This is a genomic window from Neisseria sp. 27098_8_112 (assembly GCF_041433235.1).
Taxonomy (GTDB): Bacteria; Pseudomonadota; Gammaproteobacteria; order Burkholderiales; family Neisseriaceae; genus Neisseria.
In genome coordinates, this window is the sequence record NZ_JAPWBB010000009.1 from 47,427 (window position 1) to 62,597 (window position 15,171).

General features: G+C 48.1%; 14 protein-coding genes. 4 read left to right on the plus strand and 10 right to left on the minus strand.

The window, feature by feature from the left end:
• Positions 1–63: 63 nt before the first annotated feature.
• Positions 64–1,674, minus strand: coding sequence for an FAD-dependent 5-carboxymethylaminomethyl-2-thiouridine(34) oxidoreductase MnmC1 (gene mnmC1, locus O3682_RS07185; RefSeq protein ID WP_371509298.1), 1,611 nt, complete (start codon positions 1,672–1,674; stop codon positions 64–66).
• A gap of 125 nt (positions 1,675–1,799) precedes the next feature.
• Here mnmC1 and O3682_RS07190 point away from each other — a divergent pair, with 125 nt between their 5' ends.
• Positions 1,800–2,390: a tyrosine-protein phosphatase gene (locus tag O3682_RS07190; RefSeq protein ID WP_188208615.1), complete on the plus strand. Its 591-nt coding sequence runs from the start codon at positions 1,800–1,802 to the stop codon at positions 2,388–2,390.
• Positions 2,391–2,663: 273 nt separating this feature from the next.
• Here O3682_RS07190 and O3682_RS07195 read toward each other — a convergent pair whose 3' ends face one another.
• Together O3682_RS07195 and cysE are read right to left on the minus strand one after the other, a co-directional pair.
• Positions 2,664–3,077: a hypothetical protein gene (locus O3682_RS07195; protein ID WP_049331062.1), complete on the minus strand. Its 414-nt coding sequence runs from the start codon at positions 3,075–3,077 to the stop codon at positions 2,664–2,666.
• A gap of 267 nt (positions 3,078–3,344) precedes the next feature.
• A complete protein-coding gene (cysE, locus tag O3682_RS07200; RefSeq protein ID WP_049331061.1) occupies positions 3,345–4,163 on the minus strand; it encodes a serine O-acetyltransferase in 819 nt (272 codons plus the stop codon).
• 159 nt (positions 4,164–4,322) lie between these two features.
• Here cysE and grpE point away from each other — a divergent pair, with 159 nt between their 5' ends.
• The 3 genes from grpE (at position 4,323) to O3682_RS07215 (ending at position 7,596) form a co-directional block, all read left to right on the plus strand.
• Entirely contained in the window at positions 4,323–4,874 is a 552-nt protein-coding gene (gene grpE / locus O3682_RS07205; RefSeq protein WP_371509301.1) for a nucleotide exchange factor GrpE, read from the plus strand.
• A gap of 305 nt (positions 4,875–5,179) precedes the next feature.
• On the plus strand, positions 5,180–7,108 hold the full coding sequence (gene dnaK, locus O3682_RS07210) for a molecular chaperone DnaK (RefSeq protein ID WP_254324618.1): 1,929 nt from the start codon (positions 5,180–5,182) through the stop codon (positions 7,106–7,108).
• Positions 7,109–7,377: 269 nt separating this feature from the next.
• Positions 7,378–7,596, plus strand: coding sequence for a hypothetical protein (locus tag O3682_RS07215; RefSeq protein WP_371509303.1), 219 nt, complete (start codon positions 7,378–7,380; stop codon positions 7,594–7,596).
• A 73-nt stretch (positions 7,597–7,669) separates the two neighbouring features.
• Here the strand turns inward: O3682_RS07215 and O3682_RS07220 are convergent, their stop codons facing one another.
• The 7 genes from O3682_RS07220 to O3682_RS07250 all read right to left on the minus strand — a co-directional run bounded on the left by O3682_RS07220 (position 7,670) and on the right by O3682_RS07250 (position 15,161).
• Positions 7,670–9,010 (minus strand): DUF2868 domain-containing protein, encoded by a 1,341-nt coding sequence (locus O3682_RS07220; RefSeq protein WP_371509304.1) that lies wholly within the window; start codon positions 9,008–9,010, stop codon positions 7,670–7,672.
• 819 nt (positions 9,011–9,829) lie between these two features.
• Positions 9,830–11,575 (minus strand): DUF927 domain-containing protein, encoded by a 1,746-nt coding sequence (locus O3682_RS07225; protein WP_371509305.1) that lies wholly within the window; start codon positions 11,573–11,575, stop codon positions 9,830–9,832.
• A complete protein-coding gene (locus tag O3682_RS07230) occupies positions 11,572–12,672 on the minus strand; it encodes a DUF7146 domain-containing protein (RefSeq protein ID WP_371509307.1) in 1,101 nt (366 codons plus the stop codon). Before O3682_RS07230 ends, O3682_RS07225 begins: the two co-directional genes overlap by 4 nt.
• Positions 12,669–12,884: a PTS sugar transporter subunit IID gene (locus O3682_RS07235; protein ID WP_371509308.1), complete on the minus strand. Its 216-nt coding sequence runs from the start codon at positions 12,882–12,884 to the stop codon at positions 12,669–12,671. Before O3682_RS07235 ends, O3682_RS07230 begins: the two co-directional genes overlap by 4 nt.
• A 348-nt stretch (positions 12,885–13,232) precedes the next feature.
• On the minus strand, positions 13,233–13,541 hold the full coding sequence (locus O3682_RS07240; protein ID WP_371509309.1) for a hypothetical protein: 309 nt from the start codon (positions 13,539–13,541) through the stop codon (positions 13,233–13,235).
• Between the two features lie 288 nt (positions 13,542–13,829).
• Positions 13,830–14,396 (minus strand): terminase small subunit, encoded by a 567-nt coding sequence (locus tag O3682_RS07245; protein WP_371509311.1) that lies wholly within the window; start codon positions 14,394–14,396, stop codon positions 13,830–13,832.
• Between the two features lie 66 nt (positions 14,397–14,462).
• Positions 14,463–15,161, minus strand: coding sequence for a hypothetical protein (locus O3682_RS07250; RefSeq protein WP_371509313.1), 699 nt, complete (start codon positions 15,159–15,161; stop codon positions 14,463–14,465).
• Positions 15,162–15,171: the final 10 nt, after the last annotated feature.

Below are 15,171 nucleotides of genomic sequence, written 5' to 3' on the forward strand. Positions count from 1 at the left end.
GCTAAAGGCCGTCTGAAAGTTTTAATGACTTTCAGACGGCCTTTTTTATTTACAGCGAAATCCTTAATCGGATAACAACGGTTGCTGCCGAACAATCGCGCGGATGATGGCGCGGTTGGGGTGTAGCGCGGTTCTCAGCCTTTGCGATAGCGGATGCGGCAAGCCGAGTATTTCGGCTGCAATGGCGGCGGCGCAGATGGGGGCTGTCGCCAGTCCGCGCGTGCCGTGTGCCGTATTGATGTAGGCATTGGGCAGGTAAGGGCAGGGGATATTGTCGAGGCGGTAGTTTTTGTCCAATGCCAGCTTGGCGTAAGCGGACTGCATGGCGACGATGTGGCCGAGTGCGCCGACAACGGGCAAGTGGTCGAGGCTGTCGCAACGTAGGGCAGCATGGCCTTGTGTGTTTTGAAGGCCGTCTGAAAACGAATCTTGCTCAAACAGGGATTGTGCCAATGGCGGATTGAGTTGTTGAAGGGCGGCACGGTTGTCGATTTCTTCGTTTGGATACCAAGTTTCATCGTTGCTGTTGAGGACAAATGTCGCGCCGTAGCAGTGGCGGCCTTGACAGCTCGGGCTGATGTAGCTTTCGCCGGAAATGGCGCAACGCAGTTTTTGTGAAAACGGGCTGGCAGGTACAACGCCGGTTTGGCCGCGGATTTGGCGGAAAGGCAGGGCGGAGACGTTGGTGTCGGCGGCAGTCGGGCTATGCGCGCCCATACAGTAAACGATATGGCTGGCATTGAAATGTGCGTTTGGCGTGTGTGCCGTCCATTGTGTACCGTCATGCGATACGGCGGTCAGCGGCGAGTGTTCGTGCAACTCAATCAGCGGATGATTTAATAAGGTATGCACGACGGCGGGCGGATTCAGCCATACGCCTTGCGGCCAGTAAAGGCCGTCTGAAAATACGTCTATGCCTGCAATGTGCGCAGCCTCTTCGGCAGATACACTGCGGTAGAGGTGTTTATGCTGGTGTTGCAAACCCAAGGCCTGATTGCGTTTGCGTTCGCTGTCGTCAAAATTCAAATGCAATACGCCGTCGCCGCCCCATACGTCGGAATCAGGCAGCAAGTCTTCCAACAATCGGCGCGTGTAGCCGTAGCCTGTCAGCAGCAGCTCGGTTTGTTCGGTATCGTGTGGCGAGATTTTGGCGTAGAGCAAGCCTTGGCGGTTGCCGCTGCCTGCCTGCGCCGCTTTGCCTGCCTCCAAAACTGTAACGCGTACGCCGTGTTCAGCCAGTTTGCGCGCGGTCGCTGCGCCGGCAATGCCTGCGCCGATAATCAAGACGTGTTCGGGCGCGGCTTGATGTTCGGGCCGTCTGAACCAAGGTTTTGGAGGAATAGGGGCGGATTGGGGTATGGCTTCAGTTTGCCATTCGATATGATGGAAATGTTCGTGTAAGCGGTCGGCGCGGTGTGGCGGAACCAGCCAAAGGTGCACATCAGGCAATAGGTTTTCTAAAACATTGACGCTGTTGAACTGAAGGCATTTCACGGCTTGAGCGAGACGGTTGTTCAGACGGCCTTCAAGCTCGGAGGGATGATTTGACAGCGGAAAATTGGGAATATGGTTTTCAGGCAGGCAGACAATCAAATAAAGCGGCGCGGTATGTTGTTCGATGGCGCGGCAAAGGGCAGCAAGGGAAGGCGTGGTGTTCCAAGCAAGGCAGGTCATGATGAAAGGCCGTCTGAAAAAAGAGGCTTTATTGTAACGCGGTTTGCGCGGATAGAATATCCGAACGGGTTTTGATAGAATCGCATGATATTTTGATTTCCAATTGATTTTCATACAGGAATTTTATGCGCCGTCTTTTATTGTGCCTTCTCGCTTCCGGCTTGCCCATCGCTTGCTCGTCCGCGCCGCCGGATAACGGCAACAAAGCCGTTCAGTCCGCACGTTGGGCAACGCCCGTCAAACACGATGCCAACCTTTATCGTATCGACGACAAGCTTTACCGCAGCGAGCAGCCTGTTGCCGAAGATGGGGAAGCCATCGTCAAACTGGGCATTCAAAGCGTGATCAACTTGCGCTTTTTCGACCGCAACGATGACGACCATTTGAAGGCGTATGGTTTAACCTTGCTAAACCGTCCGTTGCTGTCATGGAGCATTAAGCCGAAAGAGATTGCGGAAATCCTATACCTGATTGAAAAACAACAGCAAAATGGCGCGGTACTTATCCATTGTTATCACGGCGCGGACCGCACTGGTTTGATTGCCGGAATGTACCGCATCATCTATCAAGGCTGGCCGGTGGAAGAAGCAAAAGCCGAAATGCAACATGGTCCTTACGGTTATCACAGCATTTGGAAAAACATTGCCAAGCTGTTTACCGAAGAGAAAGTCAAGCAGGTTAAAACGCATTTGGAAGCCTTGCGCAAACGCGGTTGACGCCAAGATTCAAAACATAGAAGTTCAAGCCTGTTTTCATCCCGACCAACTTGGCCTTCACTCCCTATAAAGCCAATTTCTCCCCCACTACCGTCCTGGGCAAAGGCCTGACAAGCTAGAGAATATTCCTCATCGTTGTTAGAAAACTGCACCTCTCTAATGTGATCATAAAAGTAAATATCACACTCATCTAAAAGTAATCTTTTTAAATGCTGATTATTTCTGATTATTTGTAGCCTATCCATCTTTATCCCTCTCCAATATTTGGAATTGTCAGTGAATGATGACTTTGATATGATAGTTTTTCGTTTCATTTTTTAGATTTCTGACAAGCTTATCATTCTCTTTTGATTGGCCAAAGAAAAAGGCCAGAGCTTTTCCGTTCTTTTGTTGGATACTCAAAAAATATCTAGCTCCATTCAATTTAACACTTGGAATAAAATGGACCTCAATCTTTTTAATATTATTCAGTGGTATAATTCGCTTTCTAAAAACATAAGCATTATGGATATAAAATCTTCCCTTAGCAATATGAAATGGGGCAAAAAAGTTTCCACCACTTTGACGCACAATGATATAACGGCGCCATAGAATCAGTAAAAGAAGGAAGGACACAAAGTAAATAGCAAAAGTCAAAACCGAGCTTTTCATCATCGATTTTATCCCAATCAAAAAATAATCTATCATAATCAAACCGCCTTTTTACCTTATTTATACCACTTTTATTGAGCAACTAGTTTTATGGACATAGTATCTCAAAACATATGCCTTTGCCTGTTCGTAAAACCCCTTCAATACGAGAATTTCTTCCATTTTCTTTATCTTCTCCCAGCAAAGAATTATTTTTCTCTATAAAATCAGATTACCACTTCATCATTTCCATGAATTTTTAAACCATTAAAAGGCCGTCTGAAAGATTTGTTTTTTCAGACGGCCTTTTAAATGGTAGACGGTTTAAATCACAAAATCCGTAGATGATAATTGAATGCTTTGATCCATATCGGCAGACGGAGTTTTGGAAGAGCGGCCGACCGGTTTGGCCGGTACGCCGACAACGGTAATCGAAGACGGTACGTCGGCAACCACCACACTGCCTGCACCGATTTTGGCATTTTTGCCGATGCGGATGTTGCCCAAAATCGAAGCGTTCGCACCAATCATCACGCCGTCGCCGATTTTCGGATGGCGGTCGCCGCTTTCTTTGCCCGAGCCGCCCAGCGTTACGCCGTGGAGGATGGAAATGTTGTTGCCCAAGACGGCGGTTTCGCCAGCCACAAAACCGGTGGCATGGTCGAGCATCAAACCGTGACCGAAACGGGCGGCAGGGTGAATGTCAACACCGAAGACTTCCGACATGCGGTTTTGCAGGAAATACGCCAGCGTTTTGCGGCCGTTTTGATAGAGCCAGTGGTTGATGCGGTGTGCCTGTACGGCGTGGAAGCCTTTGAAATACAACAGCGGCAGCGAATATTCATCACAAGCCGGGTCGCGCTCGTAAATGGCTTTTAAGTCGGCCTCGACACATTTGCTGATACGGGTGTCCACGCTCAAAGCCTGCTGATAGATTTCAAACAACGCGCGCACGTCCATAATCGGGCTGCCGAGCTTGCTGGAAAGATGGTAGGCAAGTACCGAATCGAGCGAATCGTGGCGCAACACGGTTTGATGCAGGAAGCTTGCCAGCATCGGTTCGGCCGCGGCCGCGGCTTCGGTTTCTTCGCGGATGGTGTGCCACAGATTAAAATCGGTTGAATTCAAATGGTCTTTTTTCATATTCGAGGCCGTCTGAAGAATAAAATCAGATGGCTATCTTACCGTTTTCCAACGTCTTTTAACAAGGCATTTGATAATCGGTATTCAAATGCTTGAAGTTTTTTCAGACGGCCTTATATATGAAACATCAAATATCAACACGCTAAAAGGATGACAGAAATGACGGAGCATAACGAACAACATCAACACGAAGCAGAAGAAGCGGCAGCCGTAGAAACTGCCGAAACCGTTGAAACCGAACAAGCAGAACCGACTTACGAAGATCTGCAGGCGCGTATTGCCGAGTTGGAAGGTCAGCTCAAAGACAGCGAGCTGCGCGGTTTAGCAAACGAGCAAAACCTGCGCCGCCGCCATCAGCAAGAAATCGCTGATACCCATAAATTCGCCGGACAAAAATTTGCGGCCGAAATGCTGCCTGTCAAAGACTATCTTGAAATGGCGCTGCTCGACCAAAGCGGTAATTTCGATGCCCTGAAAATGGGCGTGCAAATGACTTTGAACGAGCTGCAAAAAGCATTTGATGCCACACACATTAAAGAAATCAACCCACAGCCGGGTGACAAACTCGATCCGCACCAACATCAAGCGATGCAGGCAGTCGTCAGCGAGCAAGAGCCGAATACCATCGTCAGTGTGATGAAAAAAGGCTACGCATTATCCGACCGCGTACTGCGTCCTGCGATGGTTGTCGTGGCGAAAAAAGAAGATTGAAGGCACCGCTTGATAAAGTTTATCAAGCATAAAATCTTCAGACGGCCTTATCCGGTTTCAAAACCCGATATTCCGCTATTGGAAAATCATTCCGATAAACCGGAATCGGAAAATGAAAACCGGGCCGTCTGAAAAAAGAATAAACGGCTTGTGGATAAATAAATCAAGCACTTGAATTTGATCTTAAAAAAAATTCAAAATAGGCCTTGAAAAAAAATGAAGCAACCTTATTTACAAGCCATCGGAACGAAATGTTCCACAGGATTATTAATTTAGAAAAGTTTATTTATTAGGAGCAACATAATATGGCAAAAGTAATCGGTATTGACTTAGGTACAACCAACTCTTGTTTGGCCATTTCTGAAAACGGTCAAACCAAAGTGATCGAAAATGCAGAAGGTGCACGCACCACTCCTTCCGTTATCGCTTATTTAGACGGCGGCGAAATCCTCGTCGGCGCGCCTGCAAAACGCCAGGCGGTAACCAACGCTAAAAACACTATTTACGCCGCCAAACGTTTGATTGGCCACAAATTTGAAGACAAAGAAGTTCAACGCGACATCGAATCTATGCCTTTCGAAATCATCAAAGCCAGCAATGGCGACGCATGGGTGAAAGCGCAAGGCAAAGAGCTGTCTCCTCCTCAAATTTCCGCAGAAGTTTTGCGTAAAATGAAAGAAGCCGCTGAAGCTTACTTGGGCGAGAAAGTCACCGAAGCCGTGATTACCGTTCCTGCCTACTTCAACGACAGCCAGCGTCAAGCGACTAAAGACGCGGGCCGCATTGCAGGTTTGGAAGTGAAACGTATCATCAACGAACCAACCGCAGCCGCTTTGGCATTCGGTATGGACAAAGGCGACAACAAAGACCGCAAAGTAGCCGTATATGACTTGGGTGGCGGTACTTTCGATATTTCTATCATCGAAATCGCCAACCTCGACGGCGACAAACAATTTGAAGTATTGGCTACCAACGGCGATACTTTCTTGGGCGGTGAAGACTTCGACCAACGCTTGATCGACTACATCATTGACGAGTTCAAAAAAGAACAAGGCATTGATTTGAAACAAGACGTAATGGCTCTGCAACGTCTGAAAGAAGCTGCTGAAAAAGCCAAAATCGAATTGTCCAGCGGCCAGCAAACCGAAATCAACCTGCCGTACATCACTATGGACGCAACCGGCCCTAAACACTTGGCCATGAAAATTACCCGTGCCAAATTTGAAAGCCTGGTTGAAGATTTGATCCAACGTTCTATCGAGCCTTGCAAAATCGCATTGAAAGATGCCGGCTTGAGCACCAGCGACATCGACGACGTGATTTTGGTCGGTGGTCAAAGCCGTATGCCGAAAGTACAAGAAGCCGTTAAAGCCTTCTTCGGTAAAGAGCCTCGTAAAGACGTGAACCCTGACGAAGCTGTTGCCGTAGGCGCAGCAATTCAAGGCGAAGTATTGAGCGGCGGCCGTAGCGACGTATTGCTGTTGGACGTAACGCCTCTGTCTTTGGGTATCGAAACCATGGGCGGTGTGATGACCAAGCTGATTCAAAAGAACACTACTATTCCGACTAAAGCGTCTCAAGTGTTCTCTACTGCCGAAGACAACCAAAGCGCAGTAACCATCCATGTACTGCAAGGCGAACGCGAACGCGCTTCTGCCAACAAATCTTTGGGTCAGTTCAACTTGACCGACATCGCACCTGCACCACGCGGTATGCCACAAATTGAAGTTACTTTCGACATCGACGCCAACGGTATCTTGCACGTTTCTGCCAAAGACAAAGGCACCGGCAAAGCGGCCAACATTACCATCCAAGGTTCTTCAGGTTTGAGCGAAGAAGAAATCGAACGCATGGTGAAAGATGCCGAAGCCAATGCTGAAGAGGATAAAAAACTGACTGAATTGGTCGCTTCCCGCAACCAAGCTGAAGCCCTGATTCACTCTGTGAAAAAATCTCTGACTGACTACGGCGATAAACTCGACGCTGCCGAGAAAGAAAAAATCGAAGCTGCGTTGAAAGAAGCTGAAGAAGCAGTTAAAGGCGACGACAAAGCCGCTATCGATGCCAAAGCCGAGGCTTTGGGCGCAGCCAGCCAAAAATTGGGCGAAATGGTTTACGCTCAAGCGCAAGCCGAAGCACAAGCAGGCGAGGGCGCACAAGCCGAGTCTTCTGCTAAGAAAGACGACGACGTTGTAGATGCCGACTTTGAAGAAGTAAAAGACGACAAAAAATAATTGATGCCGTCTGAAAAAAGCGCGAATCGAAAGGTTCGCGCTTTTTGTCGTTTGGGAAATGTGTAAAGACGCTTTGTCGAAATTGACGGCAAACTTTCAAAACCTTGCTACATCATTGTATTGCCATACTTCTATTGCCGAATTTTGAACAGATTTCGCCGAATGCTGACAGCAGCTGACAGTCAAAGCCATTAATATTTGTCCATCGCTAATGAATGTGAATAAATTCTTATTTTTACCTAAAATCAACCACTTGAAAGAAGATAAATATGAAAAAACTGATTCAAATGACCTCTTTGATGATTGCAGCTGCCGGTTTGGTATTGGCTCCAGTCGCTTCTGCACACGGCAAACATGAAATGCATCCGAAACAAGAGCATATGCACAAAAAAGCCAAACCGCAAAAAATGAAAAAACCTGCACCTAAAGCCAAACATCATGCAGCCAAACCTAAACATCATCAAGAGCATCGCCACGAACATCATTAAGATGAATCCTCAACAATAAATAAGGCCGTCTGAAACCCAAACATCAGGTTTCATACGGCCTTCGGTTTATCTGTCAAATAGCGCTTTGCCGTTTTTCTTGTGCCAAACGGGTCGGCTCCAGCCAGGCAATGTTTCTTTCTGCCAGCGCATCGCGCCAATAATCCAGTTTGGTATCCAAATCTTCAGAGAAACTGTCTTGATTCAAAAGTTGAATGATAATGCCGCCGTCCGTAGCTTCGGCCAAACGGCTGATTTGACGCAAAATGCCGCGATCGGGAACAGTTTGCGTGCGTACGCCGATGAGAAGTTGCGCCGGAGTTTGTTTCAATTCTGCTTCTAATTGTTCCAAATCTTTTCTGCCGGCGACCACGCCTTTGTCTATCCATTCTTGCGCCAAAACGCCGGAAAACCAAAGCGGCTCGGGCCATTCCGTTTCCAGTGTAACAGCCCATTTAGGCGCATTATTCAGCGTAATTTTAGATGAAACGGGAACGATGTTTTCCTGAAAATCATCAGCATCAACAATCTTCGTTTGCCATGTGCGGAGGATGTTTTGATAGTAGGGCTGATTCAAATCCAAACGTTCGCGAAGGGTTTTTAAAGTAATCTTGCAAGCCAGCCAAGCAATCAAGCGCGGCAGAATGCCATAGCAGACAATACTGCCGATGAGTAAACCCGCCCAAGCGCGTGCATCTTCGATATGATTGTTCAGACGGCCTGCAATTACGGCCTGACTGTCGGGAACAGGAAAGCCCAAACGTTCCGGTAGCCATGACAAAGCCTCAACCGTTTTCACCAATGCCGTATTGCTTAAAAGCGTACTTTCCCAGTTGAACGTATATTGACGCACCAAAAGCAGCAGCAAAACAGAAACCAACATTCCCGACAGCGTGCAAAGCCACAGGCCGTGTGAAGTTGCACCAATCAGCCAACGCGTTTGCGGTTTGCGCCATTCATCCACATAAAGCCGCAAAATTGCCTGATTGACCGGGTCTTTACCTCGGAACCAAGTTGTCGGACTGCTGATAAAGTGCACATTTTTCAAGCGCAGGAATAAAGTCGCCAACCACACCAGCAGCATGACTGTATTCATGCCCAAAATCCCGGCCAATACCAGAAAAAAGTTCAGCCCCTGATTGTCCATCAAAAGATAAGTACTGGAAAAACCGACCGTAAACAACAATGTCGCCGCAACAATCCAAAGCCAAAACGAGCCTGTCTCCACCTGTTGCAGCACATATTTCAAATGCTGGTCGCGGTCAATAATTTGGGCACGGCGTATCAGTTTTTCCTCGTTGCCGCCATCAATATGTCGCAACGCTTCCGTCGCCTGAACAGGATCTCCCGGAAAAATATAGGCACGTTCTTCAAGGATACGGACCAATTCGACAAGTTTTTGCGATGGATTCAACATAAATGATAGGCCGTCTGAAAGATAAAATGGAAACGTCTGTTATACCCCCAAATAAACCCCTTTTTTGCAAAGGTCAAAAAATTAAAAGCAGTTTTGATTTTGAATAGGGTATATAGTGGAATAGATGTAAAAAAAGCAGCCCGAAAGCTGCTCATTTTGAGTGTGGTGCGGACGGAGGGACACGAACTAAAGGAATAATTCATTGTTTTATATTATAAAAATAATAAAGCAATCTAAATATCCCCACAAATATCACCACATTTTGCAAAGGTCAAAAAATAATTTAGCAGTCTAGTGCCGGTCATTATAACTTTTTTTGGGGCGTGTTGTTATTTGAGTGATTAGGCCGGCGGCTTCTCTCTCAAATTTAAAACGCTATATATATATATAAAATGCACTGGTTACTCTGGTTACCTGGTTACCAGCCCCTAAAAACCTTTATAAATCAACGATAATGCGGTAATCAGTTATGTCTTTGTCATTGGTTACTAGTGCCGGCAAAGTGGTTACCCGCCGTTTTTTGCTTTCTTTTTATGGACTCGCAAAATTCAAGGGGCTGCTTTTCGCGCGCGCGCGTATTGGTGTCGAAATTATTTATTCACTGCCTGCCTTTTGGGTAGATATGGCGTAAATAGGCTAAAATTGCGCTGTAAGCGTGTTTCATTAATTGGGTAGGGTAGGTATAGGGAAAGGGTCAAACAGTCCTAATTTTTGAGATTTAGGGGCTTCCTGTTGATTTTATGCTTTCTTGGTTGGTTTGCCTGAATGTTTGGACGTAAAAAAGCCCGCCATTGTCGGTAATAGCGGGCTTGCTCTTGGTTATTCGTCAAAGTCGGGCGGGGCTTCTCCCATCAAAACATAGAATCGGCTTGCACTGCCGTTACGTTTGCGCTGGTGTTGCCATCTGCCGTTATCGGCTTTTTTTAACCATTCGTGATTATGTAGGACTTCACACACTTTACGCAGGCTATATCCTTTACAGACTTCATTTTCAAAGGTAAAGGGGATTATCCAATATTCATCTATGCTTCCCTCTTGTTTCCGATAACCTGCATGATTTTGGTTTGTGGTTTGGGCGTTCCAGTCTGAAAAGCGCATTGACAGTGCGTTAACGTCCATAAAAGCGATCACTTGCTCAATGATTCGGCGATCCTCGCGGTTTCCTGTGCCGTTTTCTTCAAGCCATTCATTGAAACACTGCCTTACTCCTGCTTCTCCTGCTCCTTGTCTCATGCCGGTAATAGGGGCGGCATATTCCAAGACGGCGGCCAAAAGGGCGAAGCGGCGGGCAATTCTTCGCGCCTGTCCTTCCATTGGTGGCAAGGTATCAAGGAATCGGGCGCGGCTGGCTTCTACGGCTTGGGCGGCGGCTTCTTTTCCGTCTTTGAGGATTTGGCGGATAAGGGCGCGGCCTGCTGTTCCTCGCTGCTTGGCTGTGGCTTGGTTGATATGCTCCGACAGTTTCGCGCCATCTGCGAAGCCGTGTAACGTGTCGTAAATGCCATATCTTGCCTCTGCCTGTATGTCAGGCAATCTAACATGATTACCCGCTTTCCATTGGGCGCGGTCTCCTATCAGGCTCTCTGGGTTTATCTCACCGGTTGAAAGTATCAGATTGCGCCATGTTTTCTGCCGGCGGTTTCCGCCATCTTTTGCGCCCTGTGTTTTTGACACGCCGTTGATAACGCTGTAAACCATTTGCGGGATTCTTCGCGGGTCGGCTGATTGCCCGATTTCATCTAACACTAGCAAGCCATCATTTCGGGCTAAAGCTAAATTCTGCAAGCCAAGCGGGGTAGTATCCCAATTTCCTTTAGTGGTTTCAGGGTCTCCCCATACGCTCAAGGCAAGCCGCGCGGCGGTTGTTTTGCCTTTTGAGGAATCGCCCGCCAAATGGAAACCGCCCCCCTCTTCGTTCAAAAGTGCCAAGAATGGCGCGGCCATGCTTAAACCTAAAGCAAGGCATAGGCGGCTATTGTTCTCTGCGTATCGCGCGGCCTGTTCCTGCCATTCCTTGAGGCTGCCTTTTTCTGTGTAACCGTCTTTTTGGCTGGTGTCTCCGTTGTATAGAATGTTTGTGCCGTCTGCGTTAACGGCTTCCCCGCCTGCCAGTATGTAGGCTTCCCCGTTCCAGCCGGCGCGGTCGGTAATGGTAAAGGCTGTCTGACTTCCCTCTTTCTGCAAATAGTCTGCCAGTTTTCGCCTTTTTGTTGGGTTGCTCTCAATGGATAAGCCGTAAAACCCCAAACGCCCCCAGCATTTCCCATCGGCAATTTCTGCTTGTGGCAGGGCGGCGGTCTTATGCCGGCGTGTGATTTTGTCTTTAAACTTGATAATCCGATAATACGCCCCGTCATTGTCTTGCCCTGTGCCTATGATGTCGATAGGGTCGGAAAGCAATAGCGGCTCTGCTTCGATAATATCGCCGTCCTTGTCGGTTCTAACGTTTATCCACCATACGCCCCGATTATCGGTTTCAAAGCGTGGGTGTGGGCGGAATGGCTCGATATTCTCAAGGTTGTAGGCGTTGGTGCTTTCCTGCTTCGCTGTTTCGGTATTTTTCATGCTGTCTGTCCTCCGAAATGATTGTCTGATTGCTTTTTCTCGTTCAGTTCGTCCAGTGCGTCATAGCCGGGCGTTTTGCTTTGCCATATGCTCGCCTTGATTCCCTGCTTAATGGCTCGCATTGCCAAGTCATAAGCGGCTCTGTAACCAACGGGGCGGGGCGTGTCGTTATCGGCAATAATTGCAATTTCTTTTATACCTCTCAAAAAGTGAAAATTTGCCAAGCTGTTTGCGCTCAAGGCCGCGCATAAGCCCCAATCGTAAGCCTTGCATAATTCACGGGCGGCAAGGGCGGTTTCTATGCCCTCTGCAATGACAAGGCGGCCATTTTCAGGAATCGGGAATAAGTGGACGGCTTGCCCCGATATACTGCCTTTCTTACGGCTTCTCATTTTCTTGGCCGGTAATGTTTCGCCCGTTTCAGGGTGTTTGATTGCCAGTTTCTGATAGCGCGGGGCGTGTAGTCCGTCCTCTCCGCATGGTTTGTCATAGCTCGCCTGCAAATAGGTCAGGTGTAAGCCTTGTAGCTCTTCGTCCATATCGCGGATAGCGCAAACCATACAGGGGAAACTACCAAGCAAAAGCGGCTTATCTTCGCTTGTTGTCCAATAGTCTTTTTCAGGTAGGAAACGGACGTTTTCGGGTAAATGCGCCATGTCCAAACCGCGTGATTTCAAATACTGGATAACAGGGGAATCGGGGCGGATAGGTTCTGTGCTTCTCCACAATGCGGCCAGTTCCTCGATTTGGTCTTTTTCGGGGCGTGGTTGCGCTTGTGGGCGTGTTGGCGGTATCGGCAAGGGGTTTGCATTGTCCATGCCTAAAACGCCTGCAACCTGCTTTAAGGCCGTCTGAAAATCACACCCGAAAAAGTGCATTACCAAGCCGAAACCATCGCCCGCGCCGTTGTTGTAATGGTTGCAAATGAATGTGCCGTTTCCGTCCTTATCGTCATATCTGAAACGGTCTTTCCCTCCACACGCGGGGCAGGGCTGGTGTTTGTTTTTCAGGTATCGCTGGTCTATGCCTAATGCGGCGTGGATTTCCGGCCAGCGGTATTGTGCGGCGGCTTTAATGTCTTGGTATGTTGGTTTCATTGCTCTGCCCCCTCTGATACTGGTTCTAAAACTATTCCGGCTGTTGGGTCGGTCTCCCATATCGCGGGCGTTTCCTGCTCTAGTTGCTCCGTGTCAGCGTGGGCGGGCTGGTTACAGGCTCGGACTACCAAAGCTAAAAGTAACACCCAAAACACCAGCAAAGCGCGGTTTAAATACCGGCGGAAACGGTCGGATTTATTGGTCTGTTTCATGGTTTTATCCTTTGCTCTGCCTCCAGTGTTTCAAAACATGAATCTAATAAAATCAATCAGTTATGAAAACACTAGGGCGAAGTTTGCCCTATGCCGTCTGAAATAGGCGGCATAAAGGCGGGTAAATTTCAGGGATTGGGTGGGCTTAATCTGCTTTGGTTACGCTGTAAGTAGCCCATTCTTTCAGGCCGTCTGAAAGCCCAAGCAGGGCGGAAACCTGATTTACAGATTCCGTAAAGCTGTAACCAAACACCAACGTCAGCAGGTCAAAACCGCTGCCGCCTTTGGGGGTGCATTGGTTGCAGATGTAGCCGCCGCCGTCTAAATCGTCAGGGCGCGGGGACGGGGTCAGTTTTGAATGTATCCCGCAAGCTCGGATGACAAATCGAAAGATTCCAAGTTTTCCGCATGGGGGACTAGGGCTTGAATGACTGTGGCAAGGTGTGCCGTGCTTCTGATCGCACTTATGGGGGTGTTGTGGACGGGATGGGCGGCCATGTTGTCGCAAATGGTGTCGATGATTGCGCCCGTATTGGCGATAAATTCGCCGCCGTAGTACAGCGCGTTCATAATGCGGTTTGCCAGCTCTAAGGGGATGGTTACCGTTTGGGCTTGATTTTGAATGTTTTGGGTTTGGGTAGAAATGGAAGATTGCATTTGAAATGCTCCTATGTTTTTTGTGAGATTTAAGAAATGCCCGAAATAAGGGGGCGGTGCTCTCACTGGACATAAGAAACCAGCCTGCGCCTTGCGGTTGGCAGACACCGCCATAAACTTTGATATACTGTCCAAAGCCTGTAAATAGGCTTCAAACGCCATAGGGGAAAATGGCGATAAAAAATCAGCGTTACCCTGCTGATTTGGGCTTATGTTTTTTGTGAGAGAAACTTAATTCTGCTTCCCAAAGCTCAATCTGTCAAATGGTTTTTTACAGGATTGGGCGATTTAACATGATATTTCGTCCAGTGCCGTAACAAGCAAAACGGCAAAATAAACCTTGTCAGGGTCTTTCCCGGTAACAGCGGCTAAGTCTGCAAGGGTTACCGCGTCCCATTTGCCGCCGCATGTTTTAACGGCTAAATCTAAAATTGCCTGCTTCTCTTCCTCTGTGAGTGAATCGTCAACAGCTTCAATACGGCTTTTCGGCTTTTCCTGTATTTCCGCCTCTGCCTTGATTTCCGCCTTATCCACCAATAAGCCAAGCATTTTTGCCTTGCCCATCGTTGCCGATACTGCCGCGCTGCTTTGCGGTGTTGGGGCTGTCAGTGCCGCCGCCCGTGCCTGCTCCAGTTCGTGCAACAGGTCGTCCACCGTTACCGCGTGGCGTTGCCGTGCCTCTGCCTTGAGGTCGTCTACCATCGCGGAAATATCGGGGGCTTGTAGCAGCTTATAGGCTTCATTCGTTACCGTTTCGGGCTTCATGTTGTCGGTGTTGTAGGCTTGCCGGTATGCTTCGCTTGCATTGCCTGTTTCCACATACAGGCGGGCAAACTGTTCTTGCTTTGGTGTCATGTCTTAATCCTTTCAAAAAGCCGCCCAATAGCTGTTTTCTGCCTTTGGGCGGCTGTTTGGGTGTTACTACTTCAAGCTATTGAAAACCGCTTCTTTTTCTTTCTCCATATCTTTAAAGATGTCGAAAATAGCGTTTTCTTCCCCGCCGGTGTTGTCCATCATGTTGAAGAAGCCGGGCAAACGTAAATCAATTATTCGATTCGGCATAAATTCCCCATAGTTTCGGCAATCAGGCCGCAAACCGTTTTCCTGAAGATTCGTTCTCATTTCAATGGCGGCCTTACCGATCCCTGCCAGTTTCGCGGCGGCTTTGGCATAGGCGCGGGCGGTCTCCAAATATTCAGGCAAGTGGGTCTCTTCAATACCGGCAATAAACATTTCATAGCGGGAAACGGCCAGCAAATTGCGAAGCTCTGAAATGCGGTTCAGATGTTGGCGGCGGTCATTAAATAGGCTTTCCAACAGTTCTTTTTGTACTTCCAGTACATCGGCGGCGCGGTCTGCCTCTTCTCGCTTGGCGGCAATCTCTGAATCAAGCTCTTTGGCTTCTTCGGTGTTTGTGGGTTTACCCATCTTCAATAAATCGGCAAATATTCCTTTGCGCTTGCTTCTCAGCCCCGCAAATTCATTGATCACCGCTTCCGCCTCTGAAACGCCGGCTTCAGCCGCTTCAATTTGGGCAGTCAGTTCACTGCATTTATCCTCTTCCTCTTTAAGTAATTTTTGACGGGTTGCAAAAACTGTTTTTGCATATTCAATGTTCATATCTAAAGCT

Coding starts and splice junctions, on each gene's coding strand:
- mnmC1 (WP_371509298.1), bottom strand. CDS start 1,674: ATGACCTGCCTTGCTTGGAACACCACGCCTTCCCTTGCTGCCCTTTGC.
- O3682_RS07190 (WP_188208615.1), top strand. CDS start 1,800: ATGCGCCGTCTTTTATTGTGCCTTCTCGCTTCCGGCTTGCCCATCGCT.
- O3682_RS07195 (WP_049331062.1), bottom strand. CDS start 3,077: ATGATAGATTATTTTTTGATTGGGATAAAATCGATGATGAAAAGCTCG.
- cysE (WP_049331061.1), bottom strand. CDS start 4,163: ATGAAAAAAGACCATTTGAATTCAACCGATTTTAATCTGTGGCACACC.
- grpE (WP_371509301.1), top strand. CDS start 4,323: ATGACGGAGCATAACGAACAACATCAACACGAAGCAGAAGAAGCGGCA.
- dnaK (WP_254324618.1), top strand. CDS start 5,180: ATGGCAAAAGTAATCGGTATTGACTTAGGTACAACCAACTCTTGTTTG.
- O3682_RS07215 (WP_371509303.1), top strand. CDS start 7,378: ATGAAAAAACTGATTCAAATGACCTCTTTGATGATTGCAGCTGCCGGT.
- O3682_RS07220 (WP_371509304.1), bottom strand. CDS start 9,010: ATGTTGAATCCATCGCAAAAACTTGTCGAATTGGTCCGTATCCTTGAA.
- O3682_RS07225 (WP_371509305.1), bottom strand. CDS start 11,575: ATGAAAAATACCGAAACAGCGAAGCAGGAAAGCACCAACGCCTACAAC.
- O3682_RS07230 (WP_371509307.1), bottom strand. CDS start 12,672: ATGAAACCAACATACCAAGACATTAAAGCCGCCGCACAATACCGCTGG.
- O3682_RS07235 (WP_371509308.1), bottom strand. CDS start 12,884: ATGAAACAGACCAATAAATCCGACCGTTTCCGCCGGTATTTAAACCGC.
- O3682_RS07240 (WP_371509309.1), bottom strand. CDS start 13,541: ATGCAATCTTCCATTTCTACCCAAACCCAAAACATTCAAAATCAAGCC.
- O3682_RS07245 (WP_371509311.1), bottom strand. CDS start 14,396: ATGACACCAAAGCAAGAACAGTTTGCCCGCCTGTATGTGGAAACAGGC.
- O3682_RS07250 (WP_371509313.1), bottom strand. CDS start 15,161: ATGAACATTGAATATGCAAAAACAGTTTTTGCAACCCGTCAAAAATTA.